At 68.8% G+C, this 14,751-nt stretch carries 16 protein-coding genes; 11 read left to right on the top strand and 5 right to left on the bottom strand.

Translation table 11 applies throughout. The features are described 5' to 3' along the window. The 3 genes from infB to E3O39_RS14615 form a co-directional block, all read left to right on the top strand. On the top strand, nucleotides 1-2,039 hold a 2,039-nt coding region (gene infB, locus E3O39_RS14625; protein WP_134542330.1), incomplete at its 5' end, for a translation initiation factor IF-2. 144 nt (nucleotides 2,040-2,183) lie between these two features. Then, nucleotides 2,184-2,672 carry a 30S ribosome-binding factor RbfA gene (gene rbfA, locus E3O39_RS14620; RefSeq protein ID WP_134445861.1) on the top strand — a complete coding sequence of 163 codons (489 nt, stop codon included), beginning with the start codon at nucleotides 2,184-2,186 and terminating at the stop codon, nucleotides 2,670-2,672. Between the two features lie 113 nt (nucleotides 2,673-2,785). Continuing rightward, nucleotides 2,786-2,992: a hypothetical protein gene (locus E3O39_RS14615; RefSeq protein ID WP_134445860.1), complete on the top strand. Its 207-nt coding sequence runs from the start codon at nucleotides 2,786-2,788 to the stop codon at nucleotides 2,990-2,992. Between the two features lie 22 nt (nucleotides 2,993-3,014). Here E3O39_RS14615 and E3O39_RS14610 read toward each other — a convergent pair whose 3' ends face one another. Both E3O39_RS14610 and E3O39_RS14605 read right to left on the bottom strand, forming a co-directional pair. Further along, the gene (locus E3O39_RS14610; RefSeq protein ID WP_134445859.1) at nucleotides 3,015-3,743 is read right to left on the bottom strand and encodes a DUF72 domain-containing protein; all 729 of its coding nucleotides are present in this window, start codon (nucleotides 3,741-3,743) and stop codon (nucleotides 3,015-3,017) included. Nucleotides 3,744-3,751: 8 nt separating this feature from the next. Continuing rightward, on the bottom strand, nucleotides 3,752-4,618 hold the full coding sequence (locus E3O39_RS14605; RefSeq protein ID WP_198413446.1) for an A/G-specific adenine glycosylase: 867 nt from the start codon (nucleotides 4,616-4,618) through the stop codon (nucleotides 3,752-3,754). A 106-nt stretch (nucleotides 4,619-4,724) separates the two neighbouring features. On the opposite strand from E3O39_RS14605, the gene E3O39_RS14600 reads away from it, so the two are divergent. Continuing rightward, the gene (locus E3O39_RS14600; protein ID WP_134445858.1) at nucleotides 4,725-5,387 is read left to right on the top strand and encodes a hypothetical protein; all 663 of its coding nucleotides are present in this window, start codon (nucleotides 4,725-4,727) and stop codon (nucleotides 5,385-5,387) included. Between the two features lie 16 nt (nucleotides 5,388-5,403). Here E3O39_RS14600 and E3O39_RS14595 read toward each other — a convergent pair whose 3' ends face one another. Together E3O39_RS14595 and E3O39_RS14590 are read right to left on the bottom strand one after the other, a co-directional pair. Then, nucleotides 5,404-6,411 (bottom strand): ketopantoate reductase family protein, encoded by a 1,008-nt coding sequence (locus tag E3O39_RS14595; RefSeq protein ID WP_134445857.1) that lies wholly within the window; start codon nucleotides 6,409-6,411, stop codon nucleotides 5,404-5,406. A 123-nt stretch (nucleotides 6,412-6,534) separates the two neighbouring features. Continuing rightward, a complete protein-coding gene (locus E3O39_RS14590) occupies nucleotides 6,535-7,959 on the bottom strand; it encodes a DHA2 family efflux MFS transporter permease subunit (protein WP_241975392.1) in 1,425 nt (474 codons plus the stop codon). A gap of 94 nt (nucleotides 7,960-8,053) precedes the next feature. Here E3O39_RS14590 and E3O39_RS14585 point away from each other — a divergent pair, with 94 nt between their 5' ends. From E3O39_RS14585 to E3O39_RS14565, 5 genes are read left to right on the top strand one after another with little or no spacing between them, the layout of a single operon-like run. After that, a complete protein-coding gene (locus E3O39_RS14585; protein WP_241975391.1) occupies nucleotides 8,054-8,737 on the top strand; it encodes a TetR/AcrR family transcriptional regulator in 684 nt (227 codons plus the stop codon). Beyond that, nucleotides 8,734-9,738: a tRNA pseudouridine(55) synthase TruB gene (truB, locus tag E3O39_RS14580; protein WP_134445855.1), complete on the top strand. Its 1,005-nt coding sequence runs from the start codon at nucleotides 8,734-8,736 to the stop codon at nucleotides 9,736-9,738. The genes E3O39_RS14585 and truB overlap by 4 nt, the downstream gene beginning before the upstream one ends. Continuing rightward, nucleotides 9,735-10,103 (top strand): hypothetical protein, encoded by a 369-nt coding sequence (locus E3O39_RS14575; protein WP_134445854.1) that lies wholly within the window; start codon nucleotides 9,735-9,737, stop codon nucleotides 10,101-10,103. The genes truB and E3O39_RS14575 overlap by 4 nt, the downstream gene beginning before the upstream one ends. Before the next feature lie 37 nt (nucleotides 10,104-10,140). Next, nucleotides 10,141-10,629: a hypothetical protein gene (locus tag E3O39_RS14570; protein ID WP_134445853.1), complete on the top strand. Its 489-nt coding sequence runs from the start codon at nucleotides 10,141-10,143 to the stop codon at nucleotides 10,627-10,629. Further along, nucleotides 10,626-11,576: a bifunctional riboflavin kinase/FAD synthetase gene (locus tag E3O39_RS14565; RefSeq protein ID WP_241975390.1), complete on the top strand. Its 951-nt coding sequence runs from the start codon at nucleotides 10,626-10,628 to the stop codon at nucleotides 11,574-11,576. The genes E3O39_RS14570 and E3O39_RS14565 overlap by 4 nt, the downstream gene beginning before the upstream one ends. Before the next feature lie 42 nt (nucleotides 11,577-11,618). On the opposite strand, the gene E3O39_RS14560 is transcribed toward E3O39_RS14565, so the two are convergent. Further along, a complete protein-coding gene (locus E3O39_RS14560) occupies nucleotides 11,619-12,314 on the bottom strand; it encodes a maleylpyruvate isomerase family mycothiol-dependent enzyme (RefSeq protein ID WP_134445852.1) in 696 nt (231 codons plus the stop codon). Between the two features lie 40 nt (nucleotides 12,315-12,354). On the opposite strand from E3O39_RS14560, the gene E3O39_RS14555 reads away from it, so the two are divergent. Both E3O39_RS14555 and E3O39_RS14550 read left to right on the top strand, forming a co-directional pair. After that, complete coding sequence (locus tag E3O39_RS14555) at nucleotides 12,355-13,578, top strand: MFS transporter (protein WP_134445851.1); 1,224 nt, start codon at nucleotides 12,355-12,357, stop codon at nucleotides 13,576-13,578. 190 nt (nucleotides 13,579-13,768) lie between these two features. Then, nucleotides 13,769-14,719, top strand: coding sequence for a sugar-binding transcriptional regulator (locus E3O39_RS14550; RefSeq protein WP_134445850.1), 951 nt, complete (start codon nucleotides 13,769-13,771; stop codon nucleotides 14,717-14,719). The last annotated feature ends 32 nt before the right edge of the window (nucleotides 14,720-14,751 follow it).

The following is a 14,751-nucleotide window of genomic DNA, read 5'->3' as shown; positions in this document are numbered from 1 at the left end:
CCTTCCAGCGCCCCGGTGGCGCGCCCGCCGGTGCCCCCGGCTTCGGCCCGCCGCGTCCCGCCGGTGGCGGCGGCGCAGGTGGCCGCGGTCGCGGCCCCGGTGGCGGAACCGCTGGTGCGTTCGGTCGCGGAGGCGGCAAGAACAAGGCCCGCAAATCCAAGCGCACGAAGCGCGCCGAGTTCGAGCTGCGCGAGGCTCCGTCGCTGGGTGGCGTCAGCGTCCCCCGCGGCGACGGCGGAACCGTGGTGCGTCTGCGCCGCGGCGCCTCGATCACGGACTTCGCCGACAAGATCGACGCGAGCCCCGGAAACCTCGTCACCGTGCTGTTCCACCTCGGTGAAATGGCGACGGCGACGGAGTCCCTCGACGAGGCGACCTTCGATGTGCTCGGTGAAGAACTCGGTTACAAGATCCAGATGGTCTCGCCCGACGACGAAGATCGCGAACTGCTTCTCGGCTTCGACATCGACATCGACCAGGAACTGGCCGAAGAGACCGATGACGAGCTCAAGGCCCGTCCGCCGGTCGTCACCGTCATGGGTCACGTCGACCACGGAAAGACCGCGCTCCTCGATGCGATCCGTAACGCGAAGGTAGCCGCTGGCGAAGCCGGCGGAATCACCCAGCACATCGGCGCGTACCAGGTCATCACCGAGCACGAGGGCATCGACCGCGCCATCACCTTCATCGACACACCGGGCCACGAGGCGTTCACCGCCATGCGTGCCCGTGGTGCCCAGGTGACGGACATCGCGATCCTCGTGGTCGCGGCGGACGACGGCATCATGCCCCAGACCATTGAGGCCCTCAACCACGCCCAGGCGGCCAATGTGCCGATCGTGGTCGCGGTCAACAAGATCGACAAGCCAGGCGCCAACCCGCAGAAGGTGCGCCAGCAGCTCACCGAATTCGGGCTCGTCGCCGAAGAGTACGGCGGAGACGTCATGTTCGTCGACGTGTCTGCGAAGCAGAAGATCGGCATCCAGGAAATCCTGGAGGCCGTCCTCCTCACCGCGGACGCCGGACTCGACATGCGCGCCAACCCCGACAAGGACGCCCGTGGCGTCGCCATCGAGGCTCGTCTCGACAAGGGCCGCGGCGCGGTCGCAACCGTGCTCATCCAGTCGGGAACGCTGCACGTCGGCGACTCGATCGTCGCCGGAACGGCCTATGGCCGCGTTCGTGCGATGGCCGACGAAAACGGCGTTGCCGTGCTCGCCGCGACGCCGTCGCGCGCCGTGCAGGTCCAGGGCCTCTCGAGCGTTCCCCGGGCCGGTGACAACTTCCTCGTCATCCAGGAAGACCGCACCGCCCGTCAGATCGCCGAGAAGCGCGAAGCCGCCGAGCGCAACGCCCTGCTGGCCAAGGCCCGCAAGCGCATCAGCCTCGAAGACTTCACCCGTGCACTCGAAGAGGGCAAGGTCGAATCGCTCAACCTCATCATCAAGGGTGACGTTTCCGGTGCCGTCGAGGCCCTGGAAGAGTCGCTCCTCAAGATCGAGGTCGACGACTCCGTGCAGCTGCGCATCATCCACCGCGGTGTCGGTGCGGTCACGGAGAGCGACGTCAACCTCGCCACCGTCGACAACGCCATCATCATCGGCTTCAACGTGCGCCCGGACACCAAGGCCCGCGAGCGTGCAGCCCGCGAGGGTGTCGACGTGCGGTTCTACTCGGTCATCTACAACGCGCTCGAGGACATCGAGAACTCCCTCAAGGGAATGCTCAAGCCCGAGTTCGAAGAGGTGCAGAGTGGTGTCGCCGAGATCCGCGAGGTGTTCAGCTCGTCCAAGTTCGGAAACGTGGCCGGCGTCATCGTCCGCTCGGGTGTCATCACGAGGAACGCCAAGGCGCGGGTCATCCGCAACGGCGTCGTCGTGGGAGACAACCTCGGCATCGAGTCGCTGCGTCGTTTCAAGGACGACGTCACCGAGGTTCGTACGGACTTCGAGGCCGGTATCGGTCTCGGCAAGTTCAACGACATCCAGATCGGCGACGAGATCGAGACGATCGAACTGAAGGAAAAGCCGCGCGTCTAACCAGGCCGCGTCTGATCGACGGGTCTCCGGCTCCTCTCCGTGAGGGGCCTGAGGCCCGTTGGTCGCTCAGCACGACAGCTTCTCGATTCACCAGATTTTCCACGCATCGACGTAACGCAGTACCGAAGCAAGAGGAGTGAGACCATGGCAGATCCGGAACGCGCCAGAAAAATGGCCGACCGCATCAAGGTCATCGTGGCAAAGCGGCTCGAACGCGGCCTGCGTGACCCGAGGCTCGGCTTCGTGACCATCACGGACGTCAAGGTGACGGGTGACCTGCAACACGCATCCGTTTTCTACACCGTCTACGGCTCCCTCGAGGAGCGCACCGACAGCGCCGCGGCGCTCAAGGCGGCCACCGGGCTGCTGCGCAGCGAGGTCGGCAAGAACATCACCGCCCGGCTGACCCCGTCGCTCGAGTTCATCGCGGACGCGATCCCCGAGAACGCCGCCCTCATCGACGACCTTCTCCGCGAAGCGCGGGAGCGCGACAGCCAGGTCGGCGCGCTCGCACAGGGCGCCCAGTACGCCGGCGACGAAGACCCCTACGTCAAGCCGCGCGAGTTCGAGGGCGACGACGATGACGACGACGACGAGGACGAGACTCCCGCCGTCGGTCACCACGCCGAATAGCGGTTGCCCCCAGCGGACGCTGACGCAGCGCACCTAACGAGGGAGACCGGGGAGAACTACGCTTAAAAGCGCTTTCGTTCCCCGGAAAGCCCATCTCACTGTGGAGGTACCCCATGGCCGGCATCGCAGCCAAGCTCGACAAAGCATACGAAACGCTCCCTCTGGAGGAGCTCGCGAAGGCGCCGGTCGCGGCGCTCCAGGGCGTCAGCGACAGCGATGCCGAGCACCTCAAGGCGGCGTTCGGCATCGACACGATCGGTGACCTCGGCACCAACAAGTTCTTCCTGTGGGCCCAGGCGATCGCGACGCTCGCGAAGTAGCCGCGTCGCAGCGGTCGGGGTCTCAGCTCCCGAATCGCGAGGCCAGGCCGCTCGCATTCCGGACCGCGTTTCCGCCGCCGTCGTTGTTGAAGTAGACGAACACGTCCCGTCCTGTGCCCTGCCAGTCGCGGATGCGTTCCGCCCACCAATCGAGGTCGGCCTCCGAGTACGAGCCTCCGTACAGGTGCTCTCGATCGGGGCCGTGCATCCGCACGTACACGAACGGTGCGGTCGCGCGCAGGACACACGGCAGGTTCGCGCCGCTCAGCACGCAGTATGCGGCGCCGTGCCGCTCGAGGATCGCGAAGACCTCCTCGCACAGCCAGCTGTCGTGCCGGAACTCGACGGCGACCCTGATCCAGTGCGGCAGGGCGGCGAGGAAGAAGTCCAGCCTGGCATCGTCGCGCTCCATCGCCGGCGGCAGCTGCACGAGCAGGACGGCGCGCTTGTCGCCGAGCTCGTGCCAGCACGCGGCGATCCGTGCCGCCCAAACCTCGGGAGCATAGAGCCTCTTCGCGTGGGTGAGCCCACGGGGCGCCTTCACCGAGAGCAGGAATCCCTCGGGAAGGCGGCGTCTCCAGCCGGCGAACGTCGACTCCCGCGGCCAGCGGTAGAAACTCGCGTTGAGTTCGACGGTGTCGAAACGGGAGGCGTAGACCTCGAGCCGCCGGGCGGCGGGGAGCCCGGACGGGTAGAGCACCCCGTCCCAGTGCTCGTAACTCCAGCCGGAGGTGCCGATCCGGATGCTCACGGTCGCGCCTACTCGTGGGGGAGCGAGTATGACCCTGCAGCGACGCGCACCGCGAGCCCGTCGGACAGGAGGCCGGACAGGGCCCGACCGAGCTGGGCGGGGTCCGGCCAGAGCGTGGCGATCTCGGCATCCGTCACCGGGTGCCTCGTCGAGCGCAACTCGGCGAGGATCAGGCCGCGCACCTGCCGGTCGCTGCCGGCGAACTTCTTCTGAACGGTCTTCTTCTGACCCTGGTACTCCGGGTAGCCGGCCGCGCGCCAGGCGCAGAGCGCGGCGAGCGGGCAGTCCGCGCAGCGCGGGCGTGCTGACGTGCAAACGAGCGCGCCCAGTTCCATGGCGCCGGCGTTGAAGACGGCCGCGGCACGGACATCCGCCGGAAGGAGCGCGTTCATGGCCGCGAGATCGCGGGTGCGGCTCGGCGGCGCGGGTTCGGCCTGGCCTGCGACGCAGCGGGCGATGACCCGGCGCGTGTTCGTGTCGACGACCGGATGCCGGTGGCCGTACGCGAACGCGGCGACCGCCCGCGCGGTGTAGTCGCCGATCCCCGTCAGCGTGAGGAGCACGCCGACGTCCTGCGGCACGATTCCGCCGTGGTTCTCGGTGATCTCGACGGCCGCGGCGTGCAGCCAGAGCGCGCGCCGCGGGTAGCCGAGCGTCGCCCATGCCCGCACGGCCTCGCCCGGCGGAACGGCGGCGAGGTCGGCGGGTGTCGGCCAGCGGGTGAGCCACGCCTCGAGGTGCGGGATCACCCGGGTCACCGGCGTCTGCTGCAGCATGAACTCGCTCACGAGCACGCCCCACGCGCCGAAACCGTCGCGGCGCCAGGGAAGGTCGCGAGCGTGCAGGCCGAACCAGGCATTGACGAGGCTCGCGATCTCACCGGTGCCATCGGCCTCGGGGGCAGACCCGGTGGCTGGCACTCCCGCGGATTCGATGGGCGCGATGACGGTTGCATTCACCCCACTAACCTAGGCTCGATTCATGACGCTTGTTTCGACACCACGCCTCGACTTCCTCCGCGACCTCGCAACGGAGATCCTCAGCCTCTACGGCCGAGGCCGCACGATGGTCGCGATCGACGGGACGGACCCCATCGCGCGGGCCGCCTTCGCCGACGACCTCGCAGCGGCCTTCGCCGCGACCGGGCACGCCGTGTCCCGCGCCTCGCTCGCCGACTTCGAGCGCTCCACCGAGGAGCAGACGGCCTTCGGGCCGGCCTCGCCGGAGCGACTGTTCCGCCACCGCGACGACTTCGACCTGCTCCGCAGGGCGCTCCTGGTCCCGTTCCGCGTCGCCGGCGCGACGGGGCCTGCGGACGACACCCTGATCTTCGACGGGGAGTTCCTGCTCAGGAAGGAACTCCGCGACGGCTGGTCGTACAGCGTGCTGACCGAGACCGCAGCGGATGCCTCGTCGACCGGCGCTTTAATCGACCTCGCCGCTGAGCTGAAGCCCTCCGGGGAACTCGGTGATGCTGCGGATACCACGACAGACCCTGCACTGGGTGGTTCCCCTGTTCCCGACGACCGGGCCATCGCCAACCGGCTCTACCGGGCCGAGGTCCGGCCCAGGTCGTGGGCGACGGCCGTCGTCGACCTCGCCAATCCGGCGGATCCCCGCCGTCTCTTCTTCGACAGCTGCTGAGCCGGCGCCGCGAGGCCTACCGCAGTCGGAGCGGGGCGAAGCGCACGAGCACCTCGGCTCGTGTGAGCGGGTGTCCTGTGGCCTCGACCTCATGCACAAGGGCAGTCAGCAGGGTATTGACCGGCGCGGCGACGCCTGCCGCCGCGGCCTCCCGCACGACGACCCCGTTGAGGTGGTCGATCTCGGTCAGCTGACCCCTGCGGAGGCTCTGCAATGTCGAGCCGAGGTTCGGCACGTCGCCCATCCTGGCCCGCATCAGGCGCGGCAGCAGCTGCCCGATCGAGAGCGGAAGGCCGGCGAAACCACGCAACCGGCGGTCGCCGAGCCCCTGCAGCGCCCCGAAACGCACCCCGCGGGCGACGCCGACGCGCACGGTCTCCCGCATGCTCGCGGTCAGGACCCGACGGAGCTCCGCATCGTCGACGACCTCCTGCACGCTCAGCCCGGTCACTGCCGGGAGCGCGTTGAGCATGTTGACCACGAGCTTCGTCCACTGGGCGCCGACGAAGTTCGAGGTCGCGATCGTCGGGAATGCCGCGTCGAGCACACCCTGCCAGGCGAGCGTTCCCGCGTCGATGTCACCGGTATCGTGCCCGATGTACGTCGGTGCCGGCGTGGTCACGGTGACGAGTCCCGGCGCCGCATAGTTCGCGGCGATGATCGAGAGCGCCCCGAAGCAGTCGGAGTTCGGCAGGATCCGTCGCGCCGTCGCGACGCCGTCGAGCCCGTTCTGCACGACGATCACCGGCGAGCCGTCGAGGACCGCCGCGTTGGCCGTGATCGCGGCGGTGGCATCCTGCGCCTTGGTGCAGACGAGCGTGAGCTCGGGAGTCTCGGTGAGCAGTTCGACCGCAGCCGGCCGGGCGGTCTCGTCGCCGAAGGCGCCGGTCAGGTGAATGCCCTCCGAGCGGATGACGCCCAGGGCCTTTCCCCGTGCCGTCACGGTCACGGTATGCCCGGCCTTCTCCAGTAGCGTGGCGAACGTTCCGCCGAGGGCACCCGCACCGATCACAGCAATTCGCATTCCCCCAGCCTAGGTCGCCCCCGCCCCGCCCATCCCGCCCGTCCTTCCCGCGAGAGTACACTTTTGGCCCTTAAAACCCGTTCTTAAGGGCCAAAAACGTACTCTCGCGAGCTACCGGAAGGGTCAGGCGGAGAGGGTGGCGGGCTCGGGGACGGGAGTCGCTGCGGGCGCACGGCGACCGTGGGGCAGGGCGAGTCCGATCAGGGCGGCCAGACCGAGCACGGATGCCCCGACGACGATCGCCGGGACCGCCGCATCCACGTAGCCGGTCGGGGTCAGCTCTCCTCCGGCACCTGTGAAGACGGCCGTGAGGACCGCGACGCCGAGCGCCACGCCGATCTCGCGCAGGGTCGAGTTGGTTCCGGTTGCCTTCGCGTGGTCGTTCGGGACCATGTTCGCGAGCACTGCCGTTGAGCTCGGCGCGAACACGAGTCCCATTCCGACGCCGGCGAGGAGGAACGCGGGCACGAGGTCGATGTATGCAACCGTCGCACTCATCTCCACCGCCAGCCAGCCCATCGCGATGGCGAGGAAGGAGAGTCCGAGCACGATCGGAAGCCGGGTGCCCGTTCGCGGACTGAGCAGGCCGGTGAGCGGGGCGATCACCATGGGCGCGAGGGTCCAGGGCATCGTCATCAGGCCGGCCTCGAGCGGGGTGTGCCCCTGCACGATCTGCAGGAACTGGATCAGGATGAAGATGGACCCGAAGATGCCGAAGCTGAAGGTGAGGCCGACGAGGTTGGCGACGGTGAAGCTGCGGTCCCGGAACAGCCGGAGTGGCAGCAAAGGGTCAGGCGTGCGGGCTTCCCAGGCGATGAAGGCCGCGAGCAGGACCGCGCCGCCGGCGAGCGCGCCGAGGACCTCGAGGCTGGTCCAGCCCGCGTCGTTGCCGCGAACGATGCCGTAGACGAGACCGAAGACGCCGACCCCGGCGAGGACGAGACCCACGACATCCGCCCGGACCCTGGCCCCGAAGCTGTTCGGAAGGGCGACCAGGGCGAGTGGGATCGAGATCACGCCGAGCGGGACGTTCAACCAGAAGATGGCCTGCCAGTTCCAGCCTTCGACGACGGCGCCGCCGATGAGCGGGCCGAGTGCGACGCCGAGGCCGGAGATTCCGCCCCAGATACCGATCGCGGCCGGGCGGCGCTTCTCGCTGACCGAGCCGACGAGGAGGGTGAGCGACAACGGCATCAGGGCAGCGGCCCCGACACCCTGGATCGCCCGCGCGGTGATGAGCTGCCAGGGCTCTGTCGAGAGACCGGCGAGCGCGGAGGCGACCGTGAAGATCGCGATCCCGGCGAGGAAGACGGTTCGCCGGCCGAAGCGGTCGCCGATGGCGACGGCCATCAGCATGAAGGTCGCGAAGCTCAGCGAGTACGCGTTGATCACCCATTGCAGCTCCTCGATGGAAGCGCCGAGGTCTCGGTTGATCACGGGGAGGGCACCGGTCACGACGAGGTTGTCGAGGGTGGCCATGAACATGGGGAGTGAGGACGCGACGATGGCGAGCCAGATCGGGACGCGACGCGTGATGGGCTGGGACACGTGGTATCCAATCGAGGGGGCGAAGAAGCACGGAATGTTGTAATCGAATGATTACAAATAGAGACGATAGTTATTCGCGGATACCATGTCAAGAGTGAGTGAAGAATCCGGTACGGCAGCCAAAGAAACGACCACCGAACGAATCCCCGCGGCGTTGCGCAGGGAACAGATCCTGGCCGCGGCGAGCCGCGTCTTCGGCGAACGTGGATACTCCGGTGCCACGACCGACCAGGTCGCGCAGGCCGCCGGGATCAGCCAGCCGTACGTCGTGCGGATGTTCGGCACGAAGGAGAACCTCTTCCTCGAGGTCGTCGCCCGTGCTCTCGACAAACTCATCACGACCTTTCGCGTGGTCCTTGCCGAGCCCCAGCCGGCCGGCGACGACGACGCCGACTCGCTCGTCGCCCGTCTCGGGGCCGCATACGTCGACCTGATCGAGGACCGCGGCATCCTGCTCTCGCTCATGCAGGCCTTCATCACCGGGCATGACCCGGTGATCGGCGCCAAGGCCAGGGAGGGTTTCCTGCAGATCTACCGGATGCTGCGCGACGAAGCCGGGTTCCCCCCGGAGATCATCCGGGATTTCCTCGCGAACGGCATGCTCTTCAACACCCTGCTCGCCATCCGGCTCCCGGACATCTTCGAGGACGACGAGGCCGCCGAGGAGCTGATGCGGTGCGCCTTCCGGGGCAAGCTCGACGTCGTGCTCGACGCGACGGGCTCGCACGCCTCGCACGCCATGTCCGCCCCGACCGGCACTGCAGGGACACACTCATGAGTGCAGACATCGAGCGCGAGACCGAACCCAACGACGAGACGTCGTCCCGAAACAGCGCGCGGGTGCATTCCACCGCGAGCGGTCTCCTCCTCGTCGACAAGCCGCAGGGTTGGACGAGCCACGACGCCGTCGCCCGCACGCGGCGCCTCGCAGGTACCCGCAAAGTCGGCCACGCGGGCACCCTCGACCCGATGGCCACCGGCCTGCTGATCCTCGGCATCAACAGCTCGACCCGACTGCTCACCTTCATCGTCGGGCTCGACAAGGAATACCTGGCCACGATCCGGCTCGGCTCGGCGACGACCACGGACGACGCGGAGGGCGAGGAAGTCTCCCGCGCGCCTGAGGCATCCGTCGCACTCATCGAGCCCGCGGCCATTGCGGCCGGAATCGGCCAGCTGACCGGGTATATCAGCCAGCAGCCGAGCGCGGTGAGCGCGATCAAGGTCGACGGAAAGCGCGCGTATGCCCGCGTCCGCGACGGGGAGGACGTGCAGTTGCCCGCCCGGCCTGTCACCATCGCCGCCTTCGAACTGCTCTCGAGCACGCCCGTCGACGGCTTCCTCGACCTCGAGGTGCGCGTCGAGTGCTCCTCCGGCACGTACATCCGGGCCCTCGCCCGCGACCTCGGCGCCGGGCTCGGCGTCGGAGGGCACCTGACCGCGCTCCGCCGCACCCGCATCGGCCCGTTCCGTATCGAGAACGCCCAGCCCCTCGCGGAGCTCGACGTCGCCGCCGCTCTCATCAGTCCGGCGGATGCCGCGACGCGTGTGCTCGGGCGCCTCGACCTCACCGAACAACAGGCGATCGACCTCGGTCACGGCAAACGTATCGAGGTCACGACCGAGATCGCGGATACCGGGGCAGCGGGGACCGCGGCTCCGCTCGCCGCGATCGCCCCCGGCGGCCGGCTCGTCGGCCTCGTCGAGCTTCGGGGCACCCAAGCCCGCACCGTGATCAACTTCCCGCCCGACGAGGCCGCAGCGGGGGAGTCCTCGTGATCGAGTGGTTCACCTGGCTCCAGGTCGGTGTCGCGGTGCTCGCCGGCGTGCTCTGCCTGTTTCTCGGGCTGTTCGGCCGGGTCCCGAACGACCTCACGATGGGCGCGACGGCGCTCGTCGAACTGCTCCTCGTCGGGCAACTCGTCGTTTCGATCGCGGCACCCTTCGCCGGGAACACGGCGAGCGGCAGCCTGCTCGAGTTCTACACCTACCTCGTGAGCGCCCTCATCGTTCCCGTCGCCGCCGCCGCCTGGGCGCTCATCGAACGCAGCCGCTGGAGCACGGTCATTCTCGGCGGCGCGTGCCTCGCGATCGCGGTCATGGTGTACCGGATGTTCCAGATCTGGACAGTGCAGGGCTTGTGAGAGTCTCGCTCCCACAAGCTGCGATAATTAACAGGCCATGACCGGACCACAGAGCGCAGCCGAGAACGTCGTCGATGGACCGCAGAAGCGCAGGGTCACCGGCGTCGGACGCCTGCTGATCGCCGTCTACGGGCTGCTCGCGCTCGCCGCGACCGGGCGGTCGTTCGTCCAGATCGCCTCCAAGTTCGACCAGGCGCCGCTCGCGTACTCGCTGTCTGCGTTGTCCGCGGTCGTGTACATCGTCGCGACCATCGCGCTCGTGCGCAGCAGCGGCCGCTGGTACCGCGTCGCGTGGGTGACCATCTCCTTCGAGCTTCTCGGCGTGCTCGTCGTCGGCACCCTGAGCATCGTCGACCCCGCGCTCTTCCCGCACGACTCGGTCTGGTCGGTCTTCGGCAGCGGCTATCTCTTCATCCCGCTCGTGCTTCCGATCCTCGGGATGATGTGGCTCGTCCGCCACCGCCCTGCTCGTCCACAGGGCCCGGCACGACCACAGGGCCAGGCCGGTCGACAGGCCAGCTCGTGAAGGTCCTCTCCGGCATCGGCTCCCTCCCGCTCGAAACCGCCACCTCCGGCTCCGCGGTCACGATCGGGAAGTTCGACGGCGTCCACGCCGGCCATCGCGCCGTGATCGACCGGCTCAAAGACATCGCCGGAACGCAGGGGCTCACGGCGGTCGTCGTGACCTTCGACCGGCATCCGCTCGCCCTGCTCGCCCCAGAGAAGTGCCCGCCGTTCCTGATCAGCGCCGAGCAGAAGCTCCGGCTGCTCGCAGAGACCGGCGTCGACTGCACCCTCGTGCTCGAGTTCACCAGGGACCTCGCGAGCCTGCCGCCTGAGGTCTTCGTCGAGACCGTCCTCGTGAACGGACTGCACGCCCGGCACGTGCTCGTCGGCAGGGACTTCCGGTTCGGCGCGCACGGCGCCGGTGACGTGGCCCTGCTCACCGAGCTCGGCGCACGCTTCGGCTTCGCCGTAGACCTGATCGAGGATGTCAAGCCCGACCGGGTGCGCAGGGTTTCGTCGACCTGGATCAGGGAACTGCTCGCGAGCGGTGATGTGAGGGCTGCCGGCGAACTGCTCGGCCACACCCCGACCGTGCGCGGCGAGGTCGTGCACGGCGCGGCCAGGGGCCGCGAACTCGGGTTCCCGACGGCCAACCTCTCCGCGGAGTCCGAGGGGCTCATTCCTGCCGACGGCGTCTATGCCGGCTGGCTGACCGACGGCGCGGATCGTTACCCGGCCGCCATCTCGGTCGGCAACAATCCGACCTTCGACGGGGTCGCGCAGAAGCAGGTCGAGGCCTACGTACTCGACCGGGAGCTCGACCTCTACGGTCACGTCGTCGAGGTGTCGTTCGTCGACCGGATCCGCGGAATGGTCGCGTTCACCGGAATCGATCCGCTGATCCTGCAGATGCGGGCAGACGTCGACCAGATCCGCACTCTCCTCGCCGGCTCGACCCGCCACTGAAAGCGAGCGCGCTGCAGGGGCTCAGTGCTCAGCGCTCAGGGCTTAGGCCGCGGGGGAGCGCGGCCCGGTCGGTGTGAAGCCTTCCCGGCCGAAGAGGAAGAGCACGATGTTCACGGCCGTGCTCTCGATCACGGCTCCGCGCCCGACGCGCCAGCCGGCATCCGTCGCCACAAGCGTGCGGCGGTGCACGACCGCCTTGACCGGGGTGGGTGCCATCAGCGCCCGGCGCACGGCAACCGCGCCGAGCGCGACCGGCGAGACCTCAAGGGCCCTGCCGAGCGGATGCGCCAGGTCGAGTCCGTGGACGGCGACCTCCGTCAGTTCGGTGATGCCGTGCCGCCCCCGGGCGGTCACCCGCCCCGCGGCGTACTCGGCGGCGGTGGTCTGCAGCGACGCGATGAGCTCAGCCGGCTCTGCCTCGGCGGCCCGGCGGCTGAGGGTGTCGACGGCATGGTCCACACTCAGGTTCGGCAGTTGCTCCCGCAGTGCCGTCCACCCGGTGCCGAGCAGCTCCCGCGTCGGGGTCCCGACCCGCCAGACGAGATGCCCGGCCGCGTCGCGCACCCGCCAGCCGCCGCAGAGGCTCGGCGTCTCCCATTCCTCCGCGGAAAGCGTCTCAAGGATTCCGGCGATTCCGGTCAGGGTCGCCGCGATATCCGCGCTCCAGTCGGACGTCGTCCCGGTGTCGTCCACCTGGGGCTTGCGGCTGAACGGCAGGTACTGGGAAATGTCGGGCATGACGTCCAGCCTAGACTCGCCCGGTGAATAGACTTGGCCGGTGAACCCCACCCCGATCCGCGGTCTCTGGGCCGGGCGAACCCTCGCGCTTCTGGGTATCCTCCTCGTCGCGGCCAACCTGCGCACGGCGGTCGCGGCGCTGTCTCCGATCGTCCTGGCGATCAGCGTCGACGTCCCGCTCGGGGCGCTCGCCATCGGCGTGCTCGGCATGCTCCCGCCGGTCTGCTTCGCGGTCTTCGGCATCTTCACTCCCGTCTTCACGCGCCGCATCGGGCTCGAGCGGGTCGTTGTCGTCGCCCTTGTCGCAATCCTCGCCGGTCACCTCCTCCGTGGCAGCGCGGGTTCCCTGACCTGGCTCATCGGCGGAAGCATCGTGACCTTCGCAGGTCTCGGCGCCGGTAACGTGCTTCTGCCCCCGCTCGTCAAGAAGTACTTCCCCGACCGGGTCGGCCTCGTGACCTCCCTCTACGTCACGGTGCTGTCTCTGAGCACCCTCGTTCCGCCTCTCATCGCGGTCCCGGTAGCGGATGCCGCCGGCTGGCGGGTCTCCCTCGGCATGTGGATGATCCCCGCGCTCCTCGCCCTCGTGCCCTGGGCCACCATGCTCGTGCGGCACCGGATGTCGCAGAGCGCCCCGCCGGCGGTTCCGGAGGCCGAGCCGGTGCTGCTGGCCCGCATCGGCCGTTCTTCGATCGCCTGGGCGATCGCCGTCGTCTTCGGGACGTCGTCGCTCAACGCATACGCGCTCTTCGCCTGGCTTCCGCTGATGCTTACCCAGACCGCGGGGATCAGCCCCGGCCAGGCCGGGACGTTGCTCTCCCTCTACGCCGCCGTCGGACTGCCGTGCGCGCTCGTCGTGCCGTGGCTCGCCGTACGGATGAAGAACCTCAGCCTCCTGATCTACGTCGGAATGTTCGCCTTCATCGCCGGAGACGTGGGTCTCCTCCTCGCACCGGGCACGCTCACGGTTCTCTGGGTGCTGCTCGCCGGCCTCGGCCCGCTCTACTTCCCGCTCGCGCTCGTGCTGATCAACCTCCGTACGCGCACCCACGAGGGCTCCGTCGCGCTCAGCGGGTTCGTCCAGAGCGTCGGGTACACCCTCGGCGCCCTCGGGCCGCTTGTCGTCGGCGTTCTGCACCAGCTCACGGGGGGCTGGAGTTGGCCGATCTGGTTCCTGATCGCGACCGGCCTCGCCGTGGGCTTCGCCGCGCGCGTGATCGCCCGCCCGCATCTCCTCGAAGACGACCTCGACCGTTCCCGCTGACCACGTGGGCTGAGGTGTCGCATATCGACGTTCCTGGGCCACGGAACCTCGATATGCGACACCTCAGGAGGGAGTCGGGGGTCGCAGCAAGGCATCAATGCGGCTCTGCTCATGTGAGCAAGTTTTCCCACAACAGTTGAGGCGTGCGTCGAGGCGTCCTACGCTGGATGGGGAGCCAACGGAGGACCGCGTGATCGATACAGACGAACTGCTGTCCATCCGCGCCGCCGAACTCTATTACGAAGAGAACAAGACCCAGGACGAGATCGGCGCCGTCCTCCGGCTCACCCGCTGGAAGGTCGGCCGGCTCCTTGCGCAGGCCAAGGCGAGCGGCTTCATCCGGATCGAGATCGTGCACCCGCGGGCCCGCCGCCTTATCGTCGAGCGTCGCCTGCGGGAACACACCGGGCTGAGCGACGCCGTCGTCGTCTCCGCAGCCGGCGTCTCCACCGACGAGGAACTGCAGTCCCGGGCGGCCCAGGCCGCCGCCGACTACCTCACTGCGCTCCGTCCTGTTCCGGCGACCCTCGGCATCAGCTGGGGCCGCACCCTGCACGAGGTGGCCCAGGGCCTGAAGCCCGGCTGGGCGCGCGGCGTCAACGTCGTGCAGATCAACGGCGGCGTCAGCCTCAACCGGCGGGAGGGAACGGCCGCGGCGACCGCGGTCACGATCGCGCAGAAAGCGCTCGGCTCCGCGACCCTGCTGCCGAGTCCCGCGATCCTCGAGCGCGTCGAAACCAAGCTCGCGATCGAATCCGACCGCGCCGTCGCGACGGTCCTCGACCTGGGCAGCGCGGCATCCGCCTACCTGTTCAGCGCAGGCCAGGCCGACGAGAATTCGGCGCTCGTCGACAGCGGCTACCTCACGGCCGACCAGGTCGCCGAACTCGTGCGCAAGGGCGCCGTCGGAGACATCGTCGGCCGGTACATCAACGCGGACGGCCATATCGTCGACCTCGAGCTCGACGAGCGGACCATCGGCATCCGGCTCGAACAACTGCGCCGGGCACCGACCGCGATCGCCGTGATCGCGGGAAGCACCAAACACGCCGTCGCCCGCGCCATCGTCTCCAGCGGCCTCTGCACCGTGCTCGTCACCGACGAGGACACCGCCCTGGCCGTCCTGGGCGAAACCCACTGACCGGAACGCCCTCAGGCGCCCGGAGCCCCCGT

The organism is Cryobacterium sp. MDB2-A-1 (assembly GCF_004402675.1).
In the GTDB taxonomy this organism is placed as follows: Bacteria; Actinomycetota; Actinomycetes; order Actinomycetales; family Microbacteriaceae; genus Cryobacterium; species Cryobacterium glucosi.
The sequence above is the reverse complement of the archived record's forward strand: the minus strand, read 5'-3'. Positions and strand labels throughout refer to the sequence as shown.

Coding starts and splice junctions, on each gene's coding strand:
- rbfA (WP_134445861.1), top strand. CDS start 2,184: ATGGCAGATCCGGAACGCGCCAGAAAAATGGCCGACCGCATCAAGGTC.
- truB (WP_134445855.1), top strand. CDS start 8,734: ATGAGTGCAGACATCGAGCGCGAGACCGAACCCAACGACGAGACGTCG.
- E3O39_RS14595 (WP_134445857.1), bottom strand. CDS start 6,411: ATGCGAATTGCTGTGATCGGTGCGGGTGCCCTCGGCGGAACGTTCGCC.
- E3O39_RS14560 (WP_134445852.1), bottom strand. CDS start 12,314: ATGCCCGACATTTCCCAGTACCTGCCGTTCAGCCGCAAGCCCCAGGTG.
- E3O39_RS14600 (WP_134445858.1), top strand. CDS start 4,725: ATGACGCTTGTTTCGACACCACGCCTCGACTTCCTCCGCGACCTCGCA.
- E3O39_RS14615 (WP_134445860.1), top strand. CDS start 2,786: ATGGCCGGCATCGCAGCCAAGCTCGACAAAGCATACGAAACGCTCCCT.
- E3O39_RS14570 (WP_134445853.1), top strand. CDS start 10,141: ATGACCGGACCACAGAGCGCAGCCGAGAACGTCGTCGATGGACCGCAG.